General features: G+C 57.9%; 21 protein-coding genes. 12 read left to right on the plus strand and 9 right to left on the minus strand.

Annotated features, from left to right (window positions below):
• Positions 1–501 precede the first annotated feature (501 nt).
• Positions 502–1,356 carry an alpha/beta fold hydrolase gene (locus FVV99_RS14565; RefSeq protein WP_148254828.1) on the plus strand — a complete coding sequence of 285 codons (855 nt, stop codon included), beginning with the start codon at positions 502–504 and terminating at the stop codon, positions 1,354–1,356.
• 28 nt (positions 1,357–1,384) lie between these two features.
• Positions 1,385–2,464: a patatin-like phospholipase family protein gene (locus FVV99_RS14570; protein ID WP_148254983.1), complete on the plus strand. Its 1,080-nt coding sequence runs from the start codon at positions 1,385–1,387 to the stop codon at positions 2,462–2,464.
• Here the strand turns inward: FVV99_RS14570 and FVV99_RS14575 are convergent.
• On the minus strand, positions 2,459–3,046 hold the full coding sequence (locus FVV99_RS14575) for a Smr/MutS family protein (RefSeq protein WP_148254829.1): 588 nt from the start codon (positions 3,044–3,046) through the stop codon (positions 2,459–2,461). The genes FVV99_RS14570 and FVV99_RS14575 overlap by 6 nt on opposite strands.
• A gap of 146 nt (positions 3,047–3,192) precedes the next feature.
• Between FVV99_RS14575 and prmB the strand changes: the two genes are divergently transcribed.
• The 5 genes from prmB to phaC all read left to right on the plus strand — a co-directional run bounded on the left by prmB (position 3,193) and on the right by phaC (position 8,239).
• Positions 3,193–4,146: a 50S ribosomal protein L3 N(5)-glutamine methyltransferase gene (gene prmB, locus FVV99_RS14580; protein ID WP_148254830.1), complete on the plus strand. Its 954-nt coding sequence runs from the start codon at positions 3,193–3,195 to the stop codon at positions 4,144–4,146.
• 21 nt (positions 4,147–4,167) lie between these two features.
• Positions 4,168–5,253, plus strand: a complete 1,086-nt coding sequence (aroC, locus tag FVV99_RS14585; RefSeq protein WP_148254831.1) for a chorismate synthase — start codon at positions 4,168–4,170, stop codon at positions 5,251–5,253.
• A 113-nt stretch (positions 5,254–5,366) separates the two neighbouring features.
• Positions 5,367–5,783, plus strand: a complete 417-nt coding sequence (locus FVV99_RS14590; protein ID WP_148254832.1) for a hypothetical protein — start codon at positions 5,367–5,369, stop codon at positions 5,781–5,783.
• A 129-nt stretch (positions 5,784–5,912) separates the two neighbouring features.
• A complete protein-coding gene (locus FVV99_RS14595) occupies positions 5,913–6,353 on the plus strand; it encodes a phasin family protein (RefSeq protein WP_148254833.1) in 441 nt (146 codons plus the stop codon).
• 65 nt (positions 6,354–6,418) lie between these two features.
• The gene (gene phaC / locus FVV99_RS14600; protein ID WP_148254834.1) at positions 6,419–8,239 is read left to right on the plus strand and encodes a class I poly(R)-hydroxyalkanoic acid synthase; all 1,821 of its coding nucleotides are present in this window, start codon (positions 6,419–6,421) and stop codon (positions 8,237–8,239) included.
• Positions 8,240–8,269: 30 nt separating this feature from the next.
• Here phaC and lnt read toward each other — a convergent pair whose 3' ends face one another.
• The 5 genes from lnt to miaB all read right to left on the minus strand — a co-directional run bounded on the left by lnt (position 8,270) and on the right by miaB (position 13,705).
• Entirely contained in the window at positions 8,270–9,751 is a 1,482-nt protein-coding gene (lnt, locus tag FVV99_RS14605) for an apolipoprotein N-acyltransferase (RefSeq protein WP_148254835.1), read from the minus strand.
• The gene (locus FVV99_RS14610) at positions 9,751–10,659 is read right to left on the minus strand and encodes an HlyC/CorC family transporter (RefSeq protein WP_148254836.1); all 909 of its coding nucleotides are present in this window, start codon (positions 10,657–10,659) and stop codon (positions 9,751–9,753) included. Before FVV99_RS14610 ends, lnt begins: the two co-directional genes overlap by 1 nt.
• Positions 10,656–11,174 carry an rRNA maturation RNase YbeY gene (gene ybeY, locus FVV99_RS14615; RefSeq protein ID WP_148254837.1) on the minus strand — a complete coding sequence of 173 codons (519 nt, stop codon included), beginning with the start codon at positions 11,172–11,174 and terminating at the stop codon, positions 10,656–10,658. The genes FVV99_RS14610 and ybeY overlap by 4 nt, the downstream gene beginning before the upstream one ends.
• Entirely contained in the window at positions 11,171–12,262 is a 1,092-nt protein-coding gene (locus FVV99_RS14620) for a PhoH family protein (protein WP_148254838.1), read from the minus strand. Before FVV99_RS14620 ends, ybeY begins: the two co-directional genes overlap by 4 nt.
• Positions 12,263–12,361: 99 nt before the next feature.
• Complete coding sequence (gene miaB / locus FVV99_RS14625; RefSeq protein WP_148254839.1) at positions 12,362–13,705, minus strand: tRNA (N6-isopentenyl adenosine(37)-C2)-methylthiotransferase MiaB; 1,344 nt, start codon at positions 13,703–13,705, stop codon at positions 12,362–12,364.
• 415 nt (positions 13,706–14,120) lie between these two features.
• Between miaB and FVV99_RS14630 the strand changes: the two genes are divergently transcribed.
• Together FVV99_RS14630 and FVV99_RS14635 are read left to right on the plus strand one after the other, a co-directional pair.
• Positions 14,121–14,741 carry a TIGR04211 family SH3 domain-containing protein gene (locus tag FVV99_RS14630; protein ID WP_148254840.1) on the plus strand — a complete coding sequence of 207 codons (621 nt, stop codon included), beginning with the start codon at positions 14,121–14,123 and terminating at the stop codon, positions 14,739–14,741.
• Between the two features lie 15 nt (positions 14,742–14,756).
• On the plus strand, positions 14,757–15,407 hold the full coding sequence (locus FVV99_RS14635) for a class I SAM-dependent methyltransferase (RefSeq protein ID WP_148254841.1): 651 nt from the start codon (positions 14,757–14,759) through the stop codon (positions 15,405–15,407).
• A 23-nt stretch (positions 15,408–15,430) separates the two neighbouring features.
• Here FVV99_RS14635 and FVV99_RS14640 read toward each other — a convergent pair whose 3' ends face one another.
• The gene (locus FVV99_RS14640; protein WP_148254842.1) at positions 15,431–16,018 is read right to left on the minus strand and encodes a YajG family lipoprotein; all 588 of its coding nucleotides are present in this window, start codon (positions 16,016–16,018) and stop codon (positions 15,431–15,433) included.
• A 112-nt stretch (positions 16,019–16,130) separates the two neighbouring features.
• On the minus strand, positions 16,131–17,870 hold the full coding sequence (ggt, locus tag FVV99_RS14645; RefSeq protein WP_148254843.1) for a gamma-glutamyltransferase: 1,740 nt from the start codon (positions 17,868–17,870) through the stop codon (positions 16,131–16,133).
• A 163-nt stretch (positions 17,871–18,033) separates the two neighbouring features.
• Here ggt and rpe point away from each other — a divergent pair, with 163 nt between their 5' ends.
• Both rpe and FVV99_RS14655 read left to right on the plus strand, forming a co-directional pair.
• Complete coding sequence (gene rpe, locus FVV99_RS14650; protein ID WP_148254844.1) at positions 18,034–18,732, plus strand: ribulose-phosphate 3-epimerase; 699 nt, start codon at positions 18,034–18,036, stop codon at positions 18,730–18,732.
• Entirely contained in the window at positions 18,729–19,043 is a 315-nt protein-coding gene (locus FVV99_RS14655; protein WP_148254845.1) for a GIY-YIG nuclease family protein, read from the plus strand. Before rpe ends, FVV99_RS14655 begins: the two co-directional genes overlap by 4 nt.
• Here FVV99_RS14655 and FVV99_RS14660 read toward each other — a convergent pair.
• Entirely contained in the window at positions 19,018–20,316 is a 1,299-nt protein-coding gene (locus FVV99_RS14660) for an NAD(P)/FAD-dependent oxidoreductase (protein ID WP_148254846.1), read from the minus strand. The genes FVV99_RS14655 and FVV99_RS14660 overlap by 26 nt on opposite strands.
• A 278-nt stretch (positions 20,317–20,594) precedes the next feature.
• Between FVV99_RS14660 and FVV99_RS14665 the strand changes: the two genes are divergently transcribed.
• The gene (locus tag FVV99_RS14665; RefSeq protein ID WP_148254847.1) at positions 20,595–21,266 is read left to right on the plus strand and encodes a phosphoglycolate phosphatase; all 672 of its coding nucleotides are present in this window, start codon (positions 20,595–20,597) and stop codon (positions 21,264–21,266) included.
• The last annotated feature ends 106 nt before the right edge of the window (positions 21,267–21,372 follow it).

The raw sequence follows: 21,372 nt of genomic DNA on the forward strand, positions 1-21,372 counted from the left end.
TGCGGCCGGTGTGCTACCAGAACCTGCCGGGCACCCTGCTGCCGACGGCACTGCAGGACGACAATCCGCTGAAGGTCACGCGCCTGGTGGACGGCAAGCGGGAACACTGAGAAATGAAGAGCAATGCCTGACTGGTAACGCAGGCAGTATATGTTCAGGGGCGGCTTTGCTTGGCAAAGCCGCCCCTTTTCGTCATGCACGGCCGCACAGTCGAAGAGTCAACGGGTCAGCCACAATCCCACAACGATGGCAATGACCACGGTAGTGAAGAATATACGGTTGCGACGTCGGGTATTTTTGGGCGATCCAGACAAGCACGACTCCAGTTGCGATGATTGGGATACCATGTAACGGGTTAAAACAATCGTTTTAATTCGGCGAGCAAGCCAGTAACCTAGCAGCATAAATGTGTGAGACCATATCTGCTAGGCACTATTCAGACAGCGCCTAGCGAAGACAAGAACTTCGCCTGTAATAGGTATTAACAATCGGTTGGCCGCTATGATCAAGCCAGAACCCATTGAATTTGGTGATGGACGTATTGCTGCGTTGTCGTGGGGGGAGACAGGCGCACCTGTCTGGGTAGCTCTACATGGCTGGCTGGATAATGCGGCCAGTTTTTCGCGCTTGGCGCCACTGCTGGTCGAGTCATTGGGTATCCGTCTGGTCGCCATCGACTTCTCCGGCCACGGCATGTCCCGCCATAGTGCCGCGGAAGGTTATGCGATCTGGGATTATGTGCACGATCTGCTCGATGTGCTGGATGATCTCGCTCTGGCATCGGTGCCTGTGCTAGGGCATTCGATGGGGGCGGGAGTCGCCTGTCTGGCAGCGGCGGCGTTACCCGAGCGAGTCGATCGGCTGGTGCTGATCGATGGGCTTGGAACCTTGACGACCCAACCAAACGACACGGCCAGTCAACTGCGTAAAGGCATTCTTCGACACCGTCGGCGAATCTCTCCGTCGCCGCGCTATCCTGACAAGGCAACGGCTGTCGCCGCTCGGGTAGCGGGCGGCGTGACACCGATGGATTCGGTAACGGCGGAGCCGTTGGTCGAGCGTAATCTGGCAATCCTCGCCGACGGCCACCTGCGCCTGCGTTCCGATGGACGGTTGTTACAGCCGTCACCGGTGCGCTTCAGTCCAGCCCAGATGTTGGCCGTGTTGTCCGATATCAAGGCGCCTACACTGTTGATCGAGGCAGAATCCGGTATCTTGGCGCAGTATCCGGCAGCGGCGGATGCGCGCGCAATGGTGAGCGATTTGCATCGTGTTGTGTTGGCGGGTGGTCATCACCTCCATCTGGAGCCTGCTGCCGTCTCCCGTGTTGCGGATGTCATGGTAGATTGGTACTAGGATCGATCACGCTGAGGGTAGGATGGAGATGCAGGCACGGGGAAGCACGCAACCTACGGAATCCGGACATCGGGTTGCCCTGGTGTTGGGTAGCGGTGGTGCCAGAGGTTACGCACATATTGGGGTGATCGAAGCGCTGGAAGCACGCGGGTACGAGATCGTAGCCATTTCCGGTTGCTCCATGGGCGCCCTGGTGGCGGGGGTATTTGCCGCCGGCAAGTTGGAGGCCTATCGCGAATGGGTGTGTGATCTCGATTATTTCGATGTGCTCAGATTGGTCGACGTGACCTGGAGTCCCATGGGGGCTATGCGGGCGAGCAAGGTCATGAGCAAGCTGGAAAGCCTGATCGGCGACAAGCGCATCGAGGACCTGGCCGTCCCCGTCACGACCGTGGCGACGGATCTCGTTCGTCAACGTGAAGTGTGGTTCCAGTCCGGCTCCTTGCTACAAGCGATTCGAGCCTCGATAGCGGTTCCCGGTATCATCACCCCGGTGCATCTGGGCGATCAGGTACTTGTCGATGGTGGGTTGATGAACCCATTGCCCATCATTCCCACCGTGTCAGCGCAAGCGGATTTCGTATTGGCCGTCAACGCTACGGCACATAGCCCTCGGCCCGTGAGCCTTCAGGACTTGTTGCCGCCGGCTCAGGCTGCCAGGGAGCAGGCGAGGGAGGAAGCTCTGGAGGCGGAAGGGCATGGCTTCGCTGGCTGGATTGGAGGCATCCGGGAACGCGCGCAGCGACTGTTTTCCGGTACGGCGGATACCCTGGAGGAAGCTGGGGACGCAGGCACGGCGCCATCGGACAGCCAACGCGCCTGGGGACGGCTGGACATGATTCTGGCATCCTTCGACATCGCTCAAGGGGCTCTGGCGAAATACAAAGTGGCAGGCTATCCACCGGATGTATTGATCGAGATCCCTAAAACGGTATGTGGCGCTTATGAGTTTCATCGTGCCCCGGCCTTGATAGATTTGGGCCGGCATCTGGCGTTGCAGGCGCTGGATCGGTACGAAGGACGTACCGGTGTCGGGGACATGACCTCCGAGCAAGTGAGTGTCGTCCCTCGAACACCGCCATCGGGCGATGAACCCGCATCGTCATAAGGCGTCCCCGTGCCGTCGTAGCAGAACGTAGACGGCCCCGGTTCCTCCGTCGAGTTCTCGTGCCGAACAGAACGCCAGCACGGTCGGCCATTCTCGCAACCAGGCATTGACATGGCTCTTGATCACCGGATAGTCGGTCAATCCGCTGCTGATGCTGGTTCTGGCCTTGCCGTGAACGATCAGTACACAACGGTAGCGGCGGGACAGGGCATCATGCAGGAAGCTTTCGAGCTCCTGACGTGCTTCATCCAATGTGTATCCATGCAGGTCAAGCCCAGCTTCCCAGTTGATCCGTCCGCGTTTCAGCTGCGAGTACGTTCGGTAGGGCAGGTCGCTGACGGCAAAGTCGAGAAAGGCGGAAGGACGCACCGGTTCGACGCGTCCATCGGAGGTGCGACTGGTATCATGATTCGCGGAAGCCGAGGTGGCGTCGGCACGCCGCTGAGCCTTGGCCTCGTCGGAGGTGTCGCGGGGTTTGCCGGGATCGGCGCGATTCGACGCTAGCCGCCTGACGCCGGCCTCTTCAAGTGCCTGGCGGAAAACGGAAACTTCGTCGTCGGGCAAGCCGCGGCGTCGATTCATGGATAAGACCTGTCGTGACAATGGTTGGCAGAAGCTATGTATAGTTTCAGTATACCTGCCTGCCAGTGGCTGTGAACCTTGCATCGAGGTGGGTACAATCGTAGCTCTAGATAACCGACATTCGCCTGACGATGACAGGATGACGCGTGGCAGCACTTCGACCCGATTCGACCTCGACATTGACGCTTACTGATCACGACCTCGTGGCTGGTCTGATCAGCTTGCGCGACTGCCTGCGCTGGGCCACCAGCGAGTTTCATAACCATGGCTTGTTCTATGGGCATGGGACGGCTTCCGCCTGGGATGAAGCCGTGGCCTTGACGTTGGGTGCCCTGCATCTTCCCTGGGATATCGATCCCTCGGTACTGGATGCACGTTTGTTGCCGCTGGAACGTCAGCGTGTCGTGACTCTCGTCAGGCAGCGTGTGGAGACCCGACGCCCCTTACCGTACTTGTTGGGTGAGTCGTTCTTTGCCGGTTACCCCTTCGATGTCGACGAGCGGGTGCTGATACCTCGCTCACCGATCGCTGAGTTGATCGAAGACGGCTTCGCAGCCTGGTTTCCCGAGCACCCTCCGGAACGCGTCCTCGATTTGTGTGCCGGGTCGGGCTGTATCGGTATCGCAACGGCCTTGCACTTGCCGACTTGCAGGGTGGACCTGACCGATATCAGTGCTGAGGCACTGGCGGTTGCCAAGGCCAACATCCGTCGTCATGACGTAGGCGATCGTGTGCGGGCGGTGGTGTCGGATGTATTCGACGGCATCGCGGGGCAACGTTACGACGTAATCGTTACCAATCCGCCGTATGTCGATGCCCGCGACTTGGCAGCCATGCCGGCTGAATTTCACCATGAGCCGGCGTTGGCGCTGGAAGCCGGACACGATGGTTTGGCGATCGTGCGGCGAATCCTGCGTCAGGCTCGCGATCACTTGCAGGATGACGGCATGTTGATCGTCGAAGTCGGTAACTCGGACCAGCAGTTGCAGGAAACCTTCCCTGATGTTCCTTTCCTGTGGCTTGAGTTCGAACGTGGTGGGCATGGCGTATTTGCTTTGTCAGCACTGGAACTCGAAGCTCATGCGGCGGCCTTCGCCTGATTCGTTGAGGATTCTACTCCCATGTCTGGCAATACCTTTGGCAAATTGTTTAGCGTGACGACGTTCGGAGAAAGTCATGGCCCCGCACTGGGTGCCGTCGTCGATGGATGTCCACCCGGGTTGGCGCTTTCCGAGTCCGACCTCCAGCATGATCTGGATCGACGTCGTCCAGGTAGTTCTCGCTATACGACGCAGCGCCGCGAGGCCGATGAAGTTCGCATTCTATCCGGGGTGTTCGAGGGGCAGACCACGGGAACGTCCATTGGGTTGCTGATCGAAAACACCGATCAGCGTTCCAAGGACTATGCTCGGATCAAGGATCAATTTCGTCCGGCACATGCCGATTACACCTATCATCACAAGTACGGAATTCGCGATTATCGCGGCGGTGGACGTTCCAGTGCACGCGAGACTGCCATGCGTGTGGCTGCCGGGGCGATCGCCAAGAAATATCTCGCCACGCAAGGCATTCGAGTCCGGGGTTACATGAGTCAGCTCGGCGACATGAGCATCGATTTCAAGACGTGGGCGTCAGTCGATGACAATGCCTTTTTCTGTCCGGATCCCGATAGAATTGCTGAACTCGAGGCCTTCATGGATCAGTTGCGCCGTGACCAGGACTCTGTCGGTGCCAGGATCACTGTCGTGGCGGAAGGTGTGCCTGTCGGCCTGGGTGAGCCGGTATTCGACCGGCTGGATGCAGAACTGGCTCATGCCCTGATGAGTATCAATGCCGTCAAAGGCGTGGAAATCGGGGATGGTTTTGCTGCTGTCTCACAGCGGGGCAGCGAGCATCGTGATGAAATGACGCCAGACGGCTTTCTTTCCAATCATGCCGGTGGTGTGCTGGGCGGGATCTCCTCCGGTCAGCCCTTGATTGCCCATCTAGCCCTGAAGCCGACGTCCAGCATCACCATCCCGGGGCAGTCGATCGATGTTCATGGCAATCCGGTCGAGGTCGTCACCCGCGGGCGTCACGATCCTTGTGTCGGTATTCGTGCGACGCCAATCGCGGAAGCGATGATGGCATTGACCCTGATGGATCACTTGATGCGGCATCGTGCTCAGAATGCTGACGTCAGCGTGGATACCCCGCGTCTGAGCTGATCCGTGGCCACATGTCCCATAGCGTTGATACTGCTGATGGGAAATACAGCGTGTCAGTCGCCTGTCGGCTGCTAGACTGGTGAGTAAATCACCCTTATCAGTCGAGTCACGCCATGAAGATAAACGTCGAGTTCGATCTCACGCCCGCCGAATTTCGTCAGGCCATGGGATTGCCGGATGTCGAGGGGTTTCAGCAGGAGCTGATGTCCCGTATCCAGAAACAGATGGATGCCGGCGTCGAAGGCTATGATCCCATGAGCTTGATGGAACCTTTCCTCAAGCAGCCTTATTTCAAAGAGGGTATGGCCAATCTTGGCAGTTATCAGCAGATGATGTTCGACATGTTGCGTCAGGCGGGTTCGGCCTCCTCGCGACAATCAGCGACCTCGGCATCTCATGATACTCAGACGGCCGATGACCAGAACTCCAGTCGTACCGGTCCCGAGACGGCCGGTGAGGGAGACGAATCGACGACTCGCTCATCAACGAAAGGTAGCGCCAGTGCCACATCGCGTGGCAAACGACGTTGAGAGGTCGGCTAACGTCGACCGGATGATTGCATGAGAGTGTTGCAAGCCAAGATGGGTCGGACTACGCTTGTTGCAGTGCAACAAGGCGATTGATATGCCGACCGTATCGATTCTCAGGAGGAATCCGTCATGCAAGACAAGATGTTTACTGCCTTCAATGAACAGTCGCGCAGCTTCTTCGAGCCGATGCGCAAGCTCAATACCCTGATGCTGGATAACATGGAGAAGATGACGCAGTATCAACTCGAGTCGATGAAACGGTACAGTCAACTGGGTACGGAACGATTGCGTGACGCCAGTGAGATCGACTCGGCCGAAGATTTACGCGATTTTGGATCGCGTCAGGCTGAAGTGCTCAACGAGCTATCCAAGCAGATGCTCGAGGACGCCCGTGCCATGACGGAGCTGAGCCTGCAGTTCAAGAGTGAAATGGAGCAACTGTTTGCCGAAGCAGGAGAGCAGGCAGCGGACAAGACGGAGAGTACCGCCAAATCCGCTGAGCCTGCCAAGGCAACGAGTCAGTCATCCCGCAACTCGGGGCAGTCATCGGGTAGCAAGAGCTCATCATGATCGCGCTGATGCCGATCGGATCATCGAGTCAACAGTAGCTAGCGGGCAGCCAATAGGAGCGGGGCATGCAGTCAGGGGCTGAAATACCATCCCAGGAAGAGATCCAGCAGTGGGCTGAACAGCTCGAAGCGATTGGACAGGAATATCAGGCGCTAACGCGGGAACTGTTGGCTCGGATGTTGCCCAGCGATGCAGGTAAGACGGTTTATGACGACATGCGCGATACGTTGCAGACCGGCCTGGAAGCGTTGTTGAGTGACCCTCAGTCGTTTTATGGGGCGCAAATGCGTCTTGCCCAGGATCAATGGCAGCTTTGGCAACAGCAGCTTCGCTCTCTGGCCGGCGAGGAGGTCGAGCCGTTGGTACAGCCCGAGCGTCATGATCGTCGCTTCAAGGATCCCGCCTGGTTCGATGATCCCTTTTATCGAGCGATCATGGAGCAGTATCTGCTCTTTTCCCGGTTGGTCGAGGAGTTGGTGGCTAACCTGGATCAGTTGCCCCCCGAGCAGAAACGCAATCTCGAGTTCTATGCACGTCAGTGTGTCAGCGCCATGGCGCCATCGAATTTCGTGACGACCAATCCCGAAGTGATGCGTTTGACCCTGGAAACTCATGGACAGAACCTGGTCGATGGGTTGGCCCGGTTGCGTGAAGACCTGGCCAACTCTGCGGAAGGTCTCAATGTCGCCATGACGGACCGTTCAGCCTTTGAAGTGGGGAAGAACATTGCCGTCACTCCGGGGCAGGTAGTCTATGAAAATGAACTAATGCAGTTGATTCAGTACTCGCCGAGTACGGAGAAAGTGTTCAAAACCCCACTGCTGATCATTCCCCCCTGGATCAACAAGTATTACATCCTCGACTTGCGTGAAGACAACTCCCTGGTCAAGTGGTTGGTCGATCAAGGACATACGGTATTCTTGATCTCCTGGCGTAACCCCGGTCCCGAACAACGAGATCTCTCTTGGGCCGATTACATGCAGTTAGGTCCAATCGATGCCATGAGTGCGATCGAGCAGGCTTGTGGTGAAAAATCGGTCAACTTGCTCAGTTACTGCATTGGCGGAACGCTAGCGGCATCGACGGTAGCGTATCTCACCAGTACTCGACGTGGCCGCAAGATACGGTCGGTGACCTATATGGCGACGCTTCAGGATTTCAGCGATCCTGGCGAAATCGGTGTGTTTCTCTCGGAACCGGTGCTGCAGGGGGTGGAGCGTCAACTCGAGGCCGATGGGTACCTCGATGGGCGTGTGATGGCGTTCTCGTTCAACCTGTTGCGTGAAAACGATCTGTTCTGGTCGTTTTATGTCAGCAATTATCTCAAGGGGGAAACGCCGGCAGCGTTCGATCTGCTCTACTGGAATACCGATGGCACCAATCTGCCGGCGGGAACGCATGGCTGGTATCTCCGCCATATGTACAAGGAGAATCGTCTCATCGAGCCGGGGGGAATCGAACTCGATGGTGTCAAGATCGACCTCCGTAAGATCTCTACACCCAGCTACTTCGTCTCGGCGCGTGATGATCACATCGCCAAGTGGAACAGCTGCTATGGTGGGACCCAGTTACCCAAGGGGCCGGTGACGTTCGTTCTCGGCGGTTCCGGGCATATCGCAGGCATCGTCAATCCGCCGGCCAAGAACAAGTACGGTTATTGGACCAATGAGGCATTACCTGCCGATCCGGATGAGTGGCTTGCGGGTGCGACGTTCCATGAAGGCTCCTGGTGGCCGCATTGGCAGGCCTGGATGACAGACAACGGGTATGCCGATACCGGCAGGATGGTGCCTGCTCGGCATCCAGGAGACGGCGAACTGTCGTTGCTGGAACCGGCACCGGGGCGCTATGTGAAACAGACCATTCCTGACGTGCTGGGCGAGTAGGTAACGTGTGCCTGCTTAGGCGCTTGCCCCCTAGCCCTGGCTGCGTATGCGCTTCAAGCCCGGCAGTACCAGAACGGTTGCCAGTACCCAGCTTGGCCAGCTCCCCGTGCGTGTGAAGGGAGTGTAGCCTTCCATGGCGTGGATATCATCGGTAAGGCTGGCCATCTTGAACTGTGGCGCACGAGCGGTGATTCGCCCTTGAGGGTTGGCGATGGCCGTGACGCCGTTGCTGGTGGCACGTATTACATAACGGCCATTTTCCAGGGCACGCAGCCGGGCCATCTGCAGGTGCTGCAATGGCCCGATCGACGCACCGAACCAGGTATCGTTGGATACGGTCAGCAGTATGTCAGTGTGTCTGGCACGTTTGGCGACCAGATCGGCATAGACGATCTCGTAGCAGATGGCGCTGCCGATATCGAGTCCGGCCGCTTTGATCGGCGGTTGATTCGGTGCGCCGGCTGTCGTGAACGAAGTGGGTAAGTCGAAAAAGGCGACGGCACCGCGCAGCACGCTTTCCAGTGGCAGATATTCGCCGAAGGGGACGAGATGCTCCTTGCGGTATTCCCCCTCGGTATTGCCCACACCAACGATACCATTGAAGAAACGCCCCTCGCTGTTTCGCTGAAGGATACCCGTCAGCAAGGCCGCCTGAGGCGGCAAGTTATCTTCCACGCGTTCCAGGATCGGTCTGGCATCCGCTTCCAACATCGGTAGGGCCGTTTCTGGCCACACGACGAGGTCGATATCGTCGCTCTGCTGACGGGTCAGATTGGTGTAAGTCGTGATGGCGTCTTGCTGCCCTTCTTCCGTCCACTTCATCAACTGAGGAAGGTTCCCCTGTAACAGTGAAACGCGTGTCGGTGTTTCACTGGCGGTGGTCCATTGTGCGGGCAGTCCCATGGGGATAAGCCATAATGCGGCGAGAGGCAGAGCGGCTAACCAGCGGCGATGCAGCAACTCTACGCCCAGAGTGCCGGTCAAAGCGGTGATCAGAGAGAGTAGATAGACACCACCGACAGGCGCCCAGGGCGCTAACGGCGAGTCGATTTGTGGTGTGCCGGCCAGCAGCCAGGGAAAGCCCGTAAATAGATAAGTGCGTAACACCTCACCGAGTACCCAGGCGCCGGCGAAACTCAGGGCGGCCCACCTCGGACCGGTCAGCCAGCGATATAGCCAGAACGTCACAGCGAAGAAGAGAGCGATCGACATGACGAACAGCACCGTCAGGAACAGCGCCAATGGAACGCCTGTATAACCATAGTCATGGATCGATACGTAGACCCAGGAGGCACCGGAACCAAACAACCCGATACCATACAACCAGCCCTTGATGGCTGCCTGCACAGGGGTCAATGCATGAATGCCGACATAGAGCAGGCCAATGGCGACAGGGCTTAGCCACCATAGCGAGAAGGGAGCCGTGGCAAGCGTCGTCAGGCCGCCGGCCAGCAGGGCGATCAAATAACCGATGGCCGGCGAACGGTGCCAGTCATGTGTCTGCGTTTCCATCACTCGCCCTTGGTTTCCGTGTCGTCGCTCTCTGAATCCTGGTGGGGGGAGGTGTCTGGCTGCGGCTCGACTTGCAGCAAGCGAATACGCCGGTTGTCGGCGTTGAGAACGGTGAAGCGCCATTCCCCCAGGTCGGTGAACTCGCCGCGGCGGGGCAAGTGTCCGAAGCGCTGCATCACCAAGCCGCCAACGGTATCGAAGTCTTCGTCGGAAAAACGGGTGTCGAAGTGTTCGTTGAAATCCTCAATGGGAGTGAGGGCGCGAATGGCGAAGGTCTGGTCTCCCAGTGCGCGTATGTCCTCTTCTTCGTCGGTATCGTGTTCATCTTCGATATCGCCGACGATCTGCTCGAGGATATCTTCGATGGTGACGATGCCTGCAGTCCCGCCGTATTCGTCGACCACTACCGCCATATGGTTATGGGTATCGCGAAACTCCTTGAGCAAGCTATTGAGCCGCTTGGATTCCGGCACGAACATGGCCGGCCTCAGCGTACTCTTGAGGTCGAAACTGTCGCGGTTGAGCTCGCTTTTACTGAGCAGCGGAAGCAAGTCCTTGACCAGCAGAATGCCGAGTACCTCGTCGAGATTCTCTCCGACGACAGGGTAGCGAGAGTGACCGGTTTCCAGGATGACGGGCAGATACTCGTCGGGAGGTTGGTCGATGGCGATGGCCGTGACTTGCGAACGGGGGATGAGAATTTCCCGAACCTGCTGGTCACTGATCTGCAGGGCGCCTTCGATGATGGTCAGGGCGTCCTGGTCGAGATGTAGGCGCGAACCGGCTTCACGTACCGAGTCCATCAATTCGACTCGCGAGTTCGGTTCGTCGTCGTCGGATGAAAATGCGCTGAACAACTTCTCGAGCCAGGACTTGCCGCCCTGGCTACTCGATCGGTCTTCGCTCATGCGTCGAGTCTCTCGTCCCCGTTATTGTGGTCACATGGCCGGTTGTAAGGGTCGTCGATACCGAAAGCCGCAAGGATCTCGATTTCCAACCGCTCCATGCGTTCGGCCTCGTCATCCTCAATATGGTCATGACCCAATAAATGCAAGGTACCATGGACCACCATGTGCGCGTAGTGTGCGGTGAGTGTCTTGTCTTGCTCGACGGCTTCCGCCGCCACTACATCATGGCAAATGACGAGGTCACCAAGTAGCGCAATGTCTAGTTCGGGAGGCATGTCGAACGGGAAGGAAAGCACATTCGTCGGTTGGTCCCTGCCGCGATAATCACGATTGAGAGCCTGACTCTCCTGGCGGTCGACGAACCGGACAGTGACTTCCTGATGAGGCGACATTCCCTGCTTGAGAAGCGTCTCGCCGATCCAGCACTCCAGTTCCTGTCGTGTCGGCAGCCATTCGTCCCCGTTGTCGTCGATGACTATCTGACGATCGACAATGACCTCATTGCTCGTTGTCATGATGACTCCGGACCCTCGTTCGAATCCCGTGAGGTCGTATTGTCCGAAGGCACCTGATACTGACGTTTGCGCTCTTCCCGGCGTTGCCGATCGGCTGATTCTTCCTCGGCTTCGAAGATATCGTAGGCTTCGATGATGCGTTGCACCAGGGGATGGCGGACGACGTCCTTGGCGGCGAAATGCGTGACACCGATGCCTGGAGTCTCCTTGAGAACATCCAGCACCTGGATCAATCCCGAACTCTGGCCGCGGGGTAGGTCCACCTGCGTGATGTCGCCGGTAATCACGGCAGTGGATCCGAAACCAATGCGGGTCAGGAACATCTTCATCTGCTCACGAGTGGTGTTCTGGCTTTCATCGAGAATGATGAATGCGTTGTTCAGTGTGCGACCGCGCATATAGGCTAATGGGGCAATCTCGATGATCTGCCGTTCGATTAGCTTGCCGACCTGTTCGAAGCCAATCATTTCATACAGGGCATCATAGAGCGGGCGCAGGTAAGGATCGATTTTCTGGGCAAGGTCACCGGGCAGGAATCCCAGCTTTTCACCAGCCTCCACGGCTGGGCGCACCAGCAGGATACGACGCACTTCCTGTTGATTGAGGGCTTCCACGGCCGCCGCGACGGCGAGATACGTCTTGCCGGTTCCGGCAGGGCCAATGCCGAAATTGATATCGTGAGCGCGAATACTCTGCACGTATCCTTGCTGATTGAAGCCGCGAGGTTTGATGACGGCCTTGGGCGTTCTCAATAACACCTCGCCGCTGGCCGCGTTGTCTTCCTCTTCTTCTTCAAGCGCTTCCAGGCCGGATTCCTGCAGAAACAGGTGGACCGTGTCAGGCGTCAATTCGGTGGCTTCGGTTTCCCGATAGAGGTGCTCGACCACATTGGCTGCTGCCTTGACCCGAGCATGTGGCCCGGCCAATTGGAACGTGTTGCCGCGATTGCGCAGGGTGACGCCCAGCCGCGATTCGACGAGTTTCAAGTGTTCGTCCTGCTGGCCACAGAGATTGGCCAGGCGCATGGGGTCGTTGGGTTCAAGGGTCAGAGTGATGATGCGATTGGCCTGGGAACTGTATTGGCTCAAGAGCAGAGGTTCCGTGCGTTGCGATGAGAATGGATGAGCTTACTGCCCCGAGGTGAATCGGGGCAATAAACAGAAGACTGGCTTGCCAGACGGTTCGGGTCAATAGCAGTAAGGACTGGCGAGTTCACCGCGTAGCGAATTGGGCAAAGCTTCGGTGATTTCGACGTCGACGAAATGGCCGATGAGATCGGTGGGATTGGCTGCGCGGAAATTCACCACACGATTGTTTTCGGTACGACCGGACAACTGTCCCGGATCCTTGGGGGAAAAACCGGTGACGAGAATGCGTTCGATCGATCCCACCATCCGACGGCTGATCTGCATGGCCTGCTGATTGATACGATCCTGCAGAATCGCCAGACGTTCTTTCTTGACGGCTTCAGGCGTATCGTCTTCGAGATTGGCTGCTGGAGTGCCTGGGCGAGCCGAATAGACGAAACTGAAGGAGACATCGAAACCGATTCGATGGATCAAGTTCATGGTGGCTTCGAAGTCGGCTTCGGTTTCCCCCGGGAAGCCAATGATGAAATCGGAAGAGAAACTGATATCGGGACGCAGCGCGCGAATGCGCTCCATCTTGTCGATGTACTCTTCGACGGTATGGCCGCGCTTCATGGCCGCCAGGATATCGTTGGAGCCGGACTGGACCGGAAGGTGCAAATGGCTGACCAGTTCGGGAATCTCGCCATAGGCTTCGATGAGAGAGTCCGAGAACTCGACCGGGTGCGACGTGGTGAAACGAATGCGATCGATGCCATCCACGGCTGCTACGCACGCGATCAATTCGGCCAGATCGATCTCATCGCCGAGCTGGTTTTCCCCCCGATAGGCATTGACGTTCTGGCCCAACAGGTTGATTTCGCGAACCCCCTGGTCGGCCAGGTGGATGACTTCGTCCATGACGGCTTCGAAAGGGCGCGACACCTCTTCTCCACGCGTATAAGGCACTACGCAGAAGGAACAGTACTTGGAGCAGCCTTCCATGATGGAGACGAAGGACGTGGCACCATCCGAACTCGGCTTGGGAAGGTGATCGAACTTCTCTATCTCGGGAAAGGTCACGTCGACCACCGATATCTGGTTCTCCTGGCGGGAGTCCAGCATATTCGGTACTCGGTGCAGGGTCTGGGGGCCGAACACCATGTCAACATGTGGAGCACGCTTGCGCAGCGCTTCTCCTTCCTGACTGGCCACGCAACCTCCAACCCCGATGACCAGGTCGGGATTGGCTTCCTTGAGTTTTTTCCAGCGCCCCAACTGATGAAACACCTTTTCCTGGGCTTTTTCGCGGATGGAGCAGGTATTGAGAAGGATGACGTCGGCATCCCGCTCATCGTCGGTCAGCTCCATTTGATGCGATTCGCCGAGCAGATCCGCCATGCGCGCGGAATCGTACTCGTTCATTTGGCAGCCGTGTGTCTTGATGAAGAGTTTCTTCGCCATAACAATAGGGTCGCGGCGCTTGACGCCTCGACATATCCGTCACCGATCTGGGAGATGAATGCGTGGCCTTGACGGCCTGATCAGAAATCTTGGGTCATTATACGCAGCCTTGGCGGTCAGGGCCAGCCATCTGCCGTCGCGCGCAGGTTGTGCTATTCTGCTGCCTTTGACGGGGAATGTAGGCCGGGTGGGGCTGGTTTCGCCATGATCAAAAAATGAACGATTTGTGGCAGAGGCAGATTCTCCGCAGAATGACGTGAGTTGATCGCCGGTTTTCCCAAGGCTTATCCACAGAAGTTGTGGATGTCGTCTCATCACCCGATGCCATCGACAGGACGTTGGATGGCTCGGCGTGTTATCGCTGGAGCCAGATCGTGTCAGTGAGCCTTTCTTTTGCCATGAAGACATCAGCATTATGCGAACTACCAAGACGTTGATTGCCGGGTGTGCCCTGAGTGCGCTCGCCACCGGATTGCAGGCCCAGCAGGATGACACGCGGTGGGTGTCGGATGAGCTCTCGACGTTCGTGCGCAGCGGCCCGTCCGATGAGTATCGCATCATTGGAACCCTGACATCGGGAGAACCCGTGACGGTGCTCGAGACGCAGGGCGATTACAGCCGGGTCCAGGCCGAGGATGACAATGAGACGGCGTGGATCCTCAGCGACGAGTTGCAAGCCGAGGAAAGCGCCCAGCAACGCTTGCCGGAACTCGAAGCCGAGATCGAGTCATTGACCGAGGAGCTCGATGGGATCAATGAAGAGTGGCAGAGCCGCATGGCAGGCACGGAAGACACTCTGGCGGATCGAGAAGCGCGTATCGATGAACTCGAAGACCGCAATGCCGAGCTTGATTCACGTTATCAGTCCGCCCAGGAAACGCTTCGCGAGCAGCAAGCACGCCTGGATACTCAGGAAGAGGACTTGCTGATTCGTTACTTCATGTATGGCGGTGGTGTGGCCGGTGCCGGTCTGGTCGTTGGCTTGATCGTTCCGCACTTGCCACGGCGACGCAAGAAACGCGATCGCTGGTTCTAGGCCGGGGAGGTCAATGTGAAAGAGGCGTGGTTGTCCCGGTGGCGTCAGGGACGGATCGGCTTTCACCGTGAATGGCCGCATCCGGCTCTGATCGAGTATTGGCCGGGCCTGGCGATCGTGCCGGGAACCAAAGTGCTGGTTCCGCTTTGTGGCAAGAGCCTGGACATGCGCTGGTTGTCCTCTCGAGGCTATCCGGTGCTGGGCGTCGAGCTATCGCTGGAGGCGATCGATCAGTTCGCGCGTCAAGCAGATGCGGAGACGCTGCGTTATCGTCAGGATGGCTTCGAGGTCTATCGGCAAGGCAACATAGAGCTCTGGGGAGGGGACTTCTTTCATTTCCATATCCAGCAAGCCGCCGATGTCGAAGCCTTTTATGACCGGGCCGCTCTGATTGCGCTGCCAGAGGCGGCACGCCACCGCTATGCCTTTCACCTGGCACAACTCTTGCCCCCTGGCGCCAAGGGGTTGTTGATCAGCCTGATACGCCCCTCAGACGATGAAGGCGGGCCGCCTTACAGTGTTTCTGCCGGTGAAGTCGATTGGCTGTTCAGTGCGAATTTCGAACTAACGCATCTGGCCGATGGTGAACCGGAAGAGAATGGGTGGCAGGAAAGCGTGTGGGCGCTGGTACGTCGCGGGCCGGGACGCTCATCGTCGGCCCGCTGACGCAGCAGCGTGCAGGTGGGCAGTCATCTGGCCAGCAGTCGGCCAAGTTCTTCATCATGGAATGTCCGCGCGAGCGCGTTGCTCAGTACCTGGTTGACCATCTTCGTATTAGCGGCTTCTCCCGGGCGGACCACGTAGCTCTGCTCGCGCCGTGCGGTATAGGAACCCGTGTAGGTCGTTCCACCGTTGACGGCTTTGGCGATAAATACGGCTTCCAACCTAGCGTTACCCAGCACGGGCTGGTCATCGCCGCGGCCATAGCCTAGGCGGTCGAGCGTTAGCGTCAAGCTGGGACGGCCTTCGGCCTCGTCACGCGTAGGCGAGAATCCCATGCGTTGCAGGGCATTCTCGGCTTGTGCCTGCAACTTGGGGATCAATTCATGGGCATATACGGTGATCGTCGCCGACGCGTTGGCGGCGCCACTACGAGTGCCGAGCACGTCGCTATCTCGCCCGTCCACCACGTTGACGGTGACCTGCTGGCCATTACCGCTACGGGGCAGGTCGCCGCTCACCCGTGGATCGGTTTCCAGGTAGTGGGGGCTGGCACAGCCGCCCACCAGGAGGAGTGCCAAAACCAGACATGAAAAGGCTAGCAGTCGTCGTTGCATTCGTGTGCTCCTGAATCGCTAGTCGGGGGCAATCCCGCGAAAACGCACCCGAGTATAAGTCGGGAAGGCGTTCTACGCGATAACATACGGGATCGCGCAGGTGCCGATACGATTACCAGCCTGCGGCTTTCGATGTCGAGCGGCGTGGGTCGGTACCGCCAAGGAAGAGCCCAGCGTCGACCATGACGGATTGGGCCGCTCCCATGGCACGGGTGGGCTCGATTCGATGACCCTTGGCCTCCAGTCGATCGATGGTATCCGGGCTGATGCCTGCCTCGATGGCGATCTCATCCGGGAGCCATTGATGGTGAATACGGGGCGCGCTGACGGCAGACTGAATGTTCATGCCGTGATCGATCACATTCATGACGACTTGCAGAGTCGTCGTGATGATGCGCGAACCGCCAGGGGTTCCCGTGGCGAGCAGGTTCTTGCCATCGCGCTTGACGATGGTCGGCGTCATCGACGATAGCATGCGTTTCCCGGGTTCGATCTTGTTGGCCTCGCCACCGATCAGGCCATAGGCATTGGGTTCGCCCGGTTTGGCGGAGAAATCATCCATTTCATTGTTGAGCAGGAAGCCTGCGCCGTCGACGACGATGCCGGAGCCATAGCTGAAGTTGATGGTATACGTATTGGACACCATCAATCCGTTGTCGTCGGCAATCGAATAATGGGTGGTTTCGCCCGACTCGTAGGGCCAAGGGTCGTCAGGGCCGATGTCGTCCGATGGCGTTGCGTGCTGAGGATCAATCTGATCGCGGAGATGGGTGGCATAGGCCTTAGCGGTGAGACCGCTCAAGGGAACGTCGACGAAATCCGTATCGCCGAGGAATTTCGACCGATCGGCATAGGCGCGCTTCATGGACTCCGCCATCAGGTGCAACGTGCTGGCGGAGTTGTGTCCTAACGCGGCAATATCGTCATTTTCGAGCATGTTCAGCATCTGGACGATATGCACGCCGCCGGACGAGGGTGGACTCATGGCATAAATGTCGTGACCGCGATACGTTCCATGGATTGGCTCGCGAATCTGCGGCTCGTAGCCGGCCATGTCGTCCATCGTGATCAACCCGTCGTTGCGCTCCATCTCGGCGACCAGCAACTCGGCGGTCTTGCCTGCGTAGAATTCACGGGGCCCGTGTTCGGCGATGCGCGTCAAGGTGGCGGCCAGGTCGGGTTGACGGAAGGTGTCGCCAGCCCGATAACGGCTGCCGTCCTCCTTGAAGAAAACCTGGCGCGTCGATTCCCAGGCACTGAGTCGATCCCGCGCTTCGTCCAGGCCGGCGGCAAAGCGTGGCGGCACCTTGAAACCGTCTTCGGCCAGCCGGATGGCCGGTTCCATTGCCTCGGCCAGACTCAAGGTGCCGTACGCATCGAGTGCCAGCGCCAGACCGGCGACGGTACCGGGGACGCCTGAGGCACGATGAGTGTACCGCGACCAGTCGCTTACCGCGTTGCCGGCCTCATTCTGAAACATGGTTTCGGTAGCGGCGGCCGGTGCCGTTTCGCGATAGTCGATAGCCACGACATCGTCGCTGTTTTCATCGGAAATCAACATGAAGCCGCCTCCACCGATATTCCCGGAGCGCGGCTGGACGACAGCCAGTACGAAGCCGGCAACAACGGCTCCATCCACGGCATTGCCGCCATCGGCCATCACGTCACGGGCGATGTCCGTGGCTAGTGTATGGCTGGAAGCGACCATACCATGGCTGGCCTGCTCGGGATGGAAACGCTCGCCTTCGAGAATCGCCGATTGGGCGTGGGCATCCAATGCATGTAGCGCTGTCATGAGAAGCAACGCCGTAGCCATCAGGCCGCTGGTGACTGGGCGCAGATGAAAAACCATAGTGATGATCCTCCCCTCGGTTCGTCGCATGAGCGGCATCGTCATGCTCTAACTATCGAAGCGAATCTCTTCAACGGCAAGCGCACGGTGTGCGGTGATCCTGCTAGAATGGCGTCTGTTGACATTCATTCGTACACAGAGAACCAGGAAATCCCGCAGACTCATGTCCGACAGAACGCTCGATTTCAAGATTGCGCCCTCGATCCTGTCCGCCGATTTCGCCCGTTTGGGGCAGGAAGTCGATGATGTCCTGGCATCCGGTGCCGATATCGTCCATTTCGATGTCATGGACAATCATTATGTGCCTAACCTGACGATCGGCCCGATGGTGTGCGAGGCCTTGCGTAACCATGGCGTGACGGCGCCTATCGATGCCCATCTGATGGTGAAACCGGTGGATCGTTTGATCGGTGACTTCATCGATGCCGGCGCCAGTTACATTACCTTTCATCCGGAAGCGTCCGAGCATATCGATCGTTCACTGCAGATGATCCGGGATGGTGGCTGCAAGTCGGGGCTGGTATTCAACCCCGCCACTCCTCTGACGTTTCTCGATTATGTCATGGACAAGGTCGATATGATCCTGTTGATGAGTGTCAATCCGGGGTTCGGGGGGCAATCCTTCATTCCATGGACGCTTGGCAAGCTGCGCGAGGCGCGTGAGCGTATCGAGGCATCGGGGCGGGATATTCGCCTGGAAATCGATGGCGGTGTCAATATCGACAATCTGCGTGACATTGCTCAAGCCGGAGCGGATACCTTCGTTGCCGGTTCGGCCATTTTCAAAGCGGCAAACGAACAGGATCCACACCGTTACGATAGTGTCATCGCTTCCATGCGGCGGGCGTTGGCCGAGTCATGACCGACGACACTGGTCAGGTCTGGCATCTATATGTCGTACGGACGGCCGGCGGGGCGCTTTATACGGGAATCACGACCGATGTCGAGCGGCGCTTGCGTGAACATCGTCAAAGTCGTCGTGGTGCAAGGGCCTTGCGAGGCAAGGGACCGTTGACGTTGTGCTATCACGTGGCTCTTGGCAGTCGAAGCGAGGCATTGAAGCTCGAAGCCAGGTTGAAGAAACTACCTGCCAACAAGAAACGCGCCTGGCTGGAAGCCAGGCGCAATGAGGCACCTGATCGCGGAATCAGTGCAACTTCATCTTGGGTCTGATAAAGCGGTTGAGGCCATCGACCACCACGGTCATACCGGTTTTTAGAGAGCCGTGAATGGCAAACTGATGCATACGGTAGAGCGACGCATAGAATATCTTTGCCAAACGCCCTTCGATGAACAGGCTGCGGGCCGAGGCGCCCCGCATCAAGCTACCCACGGCATCGAAATGGGCCAGCGAAATCAATGATCCCCGATCTCGGAATACGAACGGCTTCAATGGCTTTTCGTCGAGAACTGCCCGCAAGTTATGATAGAGGCGTGTTGCTTGTTGGTGAGCAGCCTGAGCACGAGGAGGTACCGGCTTGCCGTTGTCCTGAGGACAGCTGGCGCAGTCACCGAAAGCGAAAATATGTTCGTCATCGATGCTTTGTAGCGTGGGATGTACCTTGACCTGATGATTGCGCTCCGTCGACAGGCCGAGTTCCGACAGGAAGGCTGGTGCTTTGATACCGGCTGCCCAGACGCTCAAATCGGTCTCGATGTGTGTGCCTTCGACAGTGAGGAAGCCTGCCTCATCGACCTGAGTGACCTTGGTCTCGACGTGGATATTGACACCCAGCTTCTCGAGTTCGCGATGCACGGCGTTGCTGATACGGTCGGGAAGTGCCGGCAGAATGCTGGGGGCCGCTTCCAGCAAATGCACGTCGAGTTGACCGCTATCCAGTGAAGTGAAGCCATAGCTGTTGAGCATCTTGGAGGCATCGTAGAGCTCGGCTGCCAGTTCGACCCCCGTCGCACCGGCCCCGACGATACCCACCGTCAGCTTGGGATGCGCTCGACGTGCCGGATCGCTGTAACGCAGAAACGTATTGAGCATGTCATGCCGAAAGGTCTCGGCCTGCTGCGGGCTGTCGAGGAAGTGACAGTGTTCGGCGACGCCCGGTGTGCCGAAATCATTGGACACACTGCCGAGCGACAGTACGAGGTAGTCGTATTCGAGTTCGCGTGAGGGGAGTACGACACTACCGTCATCGTCGATGATCGGTGCCAGCGCGATACGGCGGGTGTCTCGGTCGATGTTGCTCAGCGTGCCGAGCTGAAAATGATAGCCATGAGCCTTCGAATGGCCCTGATAGGACACTTCATCGAGCCCGGAGTCCAGTGCTCCGGTGGCGACTTCATGCAATAAGGGTTTCCAGATGTGGGTCGGGTTGCGATCGACGAGCACGATTTCGGCACGCTTGCGCTTGCCGAGCTTGCGTCCGAGCCGGGTGACTAGCTCGAGTCCGCCCGCGCCTCCGCCGACCACCACGATACGTGGTTGGGTCATTCGAGACTCCTGCTTTCAATGTAAAGACATGAGAAAACGGTCGCCAGAGTCAGGAACACGTCTCAACACCGGTGGCTCGATGGCTGGCGAGGGTGGCAGCCTGTCGTTGGCGACATACTACGACCAGCATAAGCCTCTTGCTCGTTTCTGCCTATGGGGGAAGGGCGATTTTAGGCATGTTTTTTCGTAATATTACATGCGTAATGAGCAAGGTGGCGACGATAGTGGCACCATGGCGTCATCGAGCAAGCACCAGCAGGCGGAGGACACAGCGCAACATGCACCCCATAATGCAGGACATTCAACTCGTGGCATTCGACCTGGATGGCACCCTGATCGACTCGGTACCGGATCTGGCCGTAGCCGTGGACGCCGCATTGGCTTGGCTGGAGTTGCCGCCATGTGGCGAGATCGGGGTCAGGCATTGGGTGGGCAACGGTTCTCGCAAGTTGCTTGAGCGAGCACTACACGATGCCTTGGGCCGACAGCCGGACGAAGCTATGTTGGAGCGCGCTCATGACGCCTTTCTGTGCCATTATGCAGAGGCACCGGTGAAGCATACGCGCCTTTATCCCGGTGTTCAGGAAGCGCTTGACGGATTGTCTCGTCAAGCAATCAAGCTAGCCCTGGTCACCAATAAACCTCAGGCATTCCTTCAGCCGATTCTGGCACATTTCAACATGGACCGATATTTCGAGGTCGCCATTGGTGGAGATACGCTGGCGCGAAAGAAACCGCATCCCGATCCCTTATGGCATATTGCCGGGCATTGCCGAGTGTCGGCCGAACATTGCCTGATGGCCGGTGATTCGCGTCATGATATCGACGCTGGCCGCTGCGCCGGATTCCGTACGGTGGCGGTTCCTTATGGCTACAATCATGGTGAGTCGGTCGTGGCCAGCGACCCTGATGCCGTGGTTGAATCGCTTGAGGAACTCGTTTACTGTTGAGCTTCTGACGTCATGCGTGGCGCCATATACAAGTGTATTTCGCCAGTTTCAAGCGCAAAACGGATCGTTTCATGTCGCTGGAATCCCGCCTTTCTTCACAGTCTTT

Origin of the sequence: Aidingimonas lacisalsi (assembly GCF_008079445.1) — a bacterium.
Classification (GTDB): domain Bacteria; phylum Pseudomonadota; class Gammaproteobacteria; order Pseudomonadales; family Halomonadaceae; genus Aidingimonas; species Aidingimonas lacisalsi.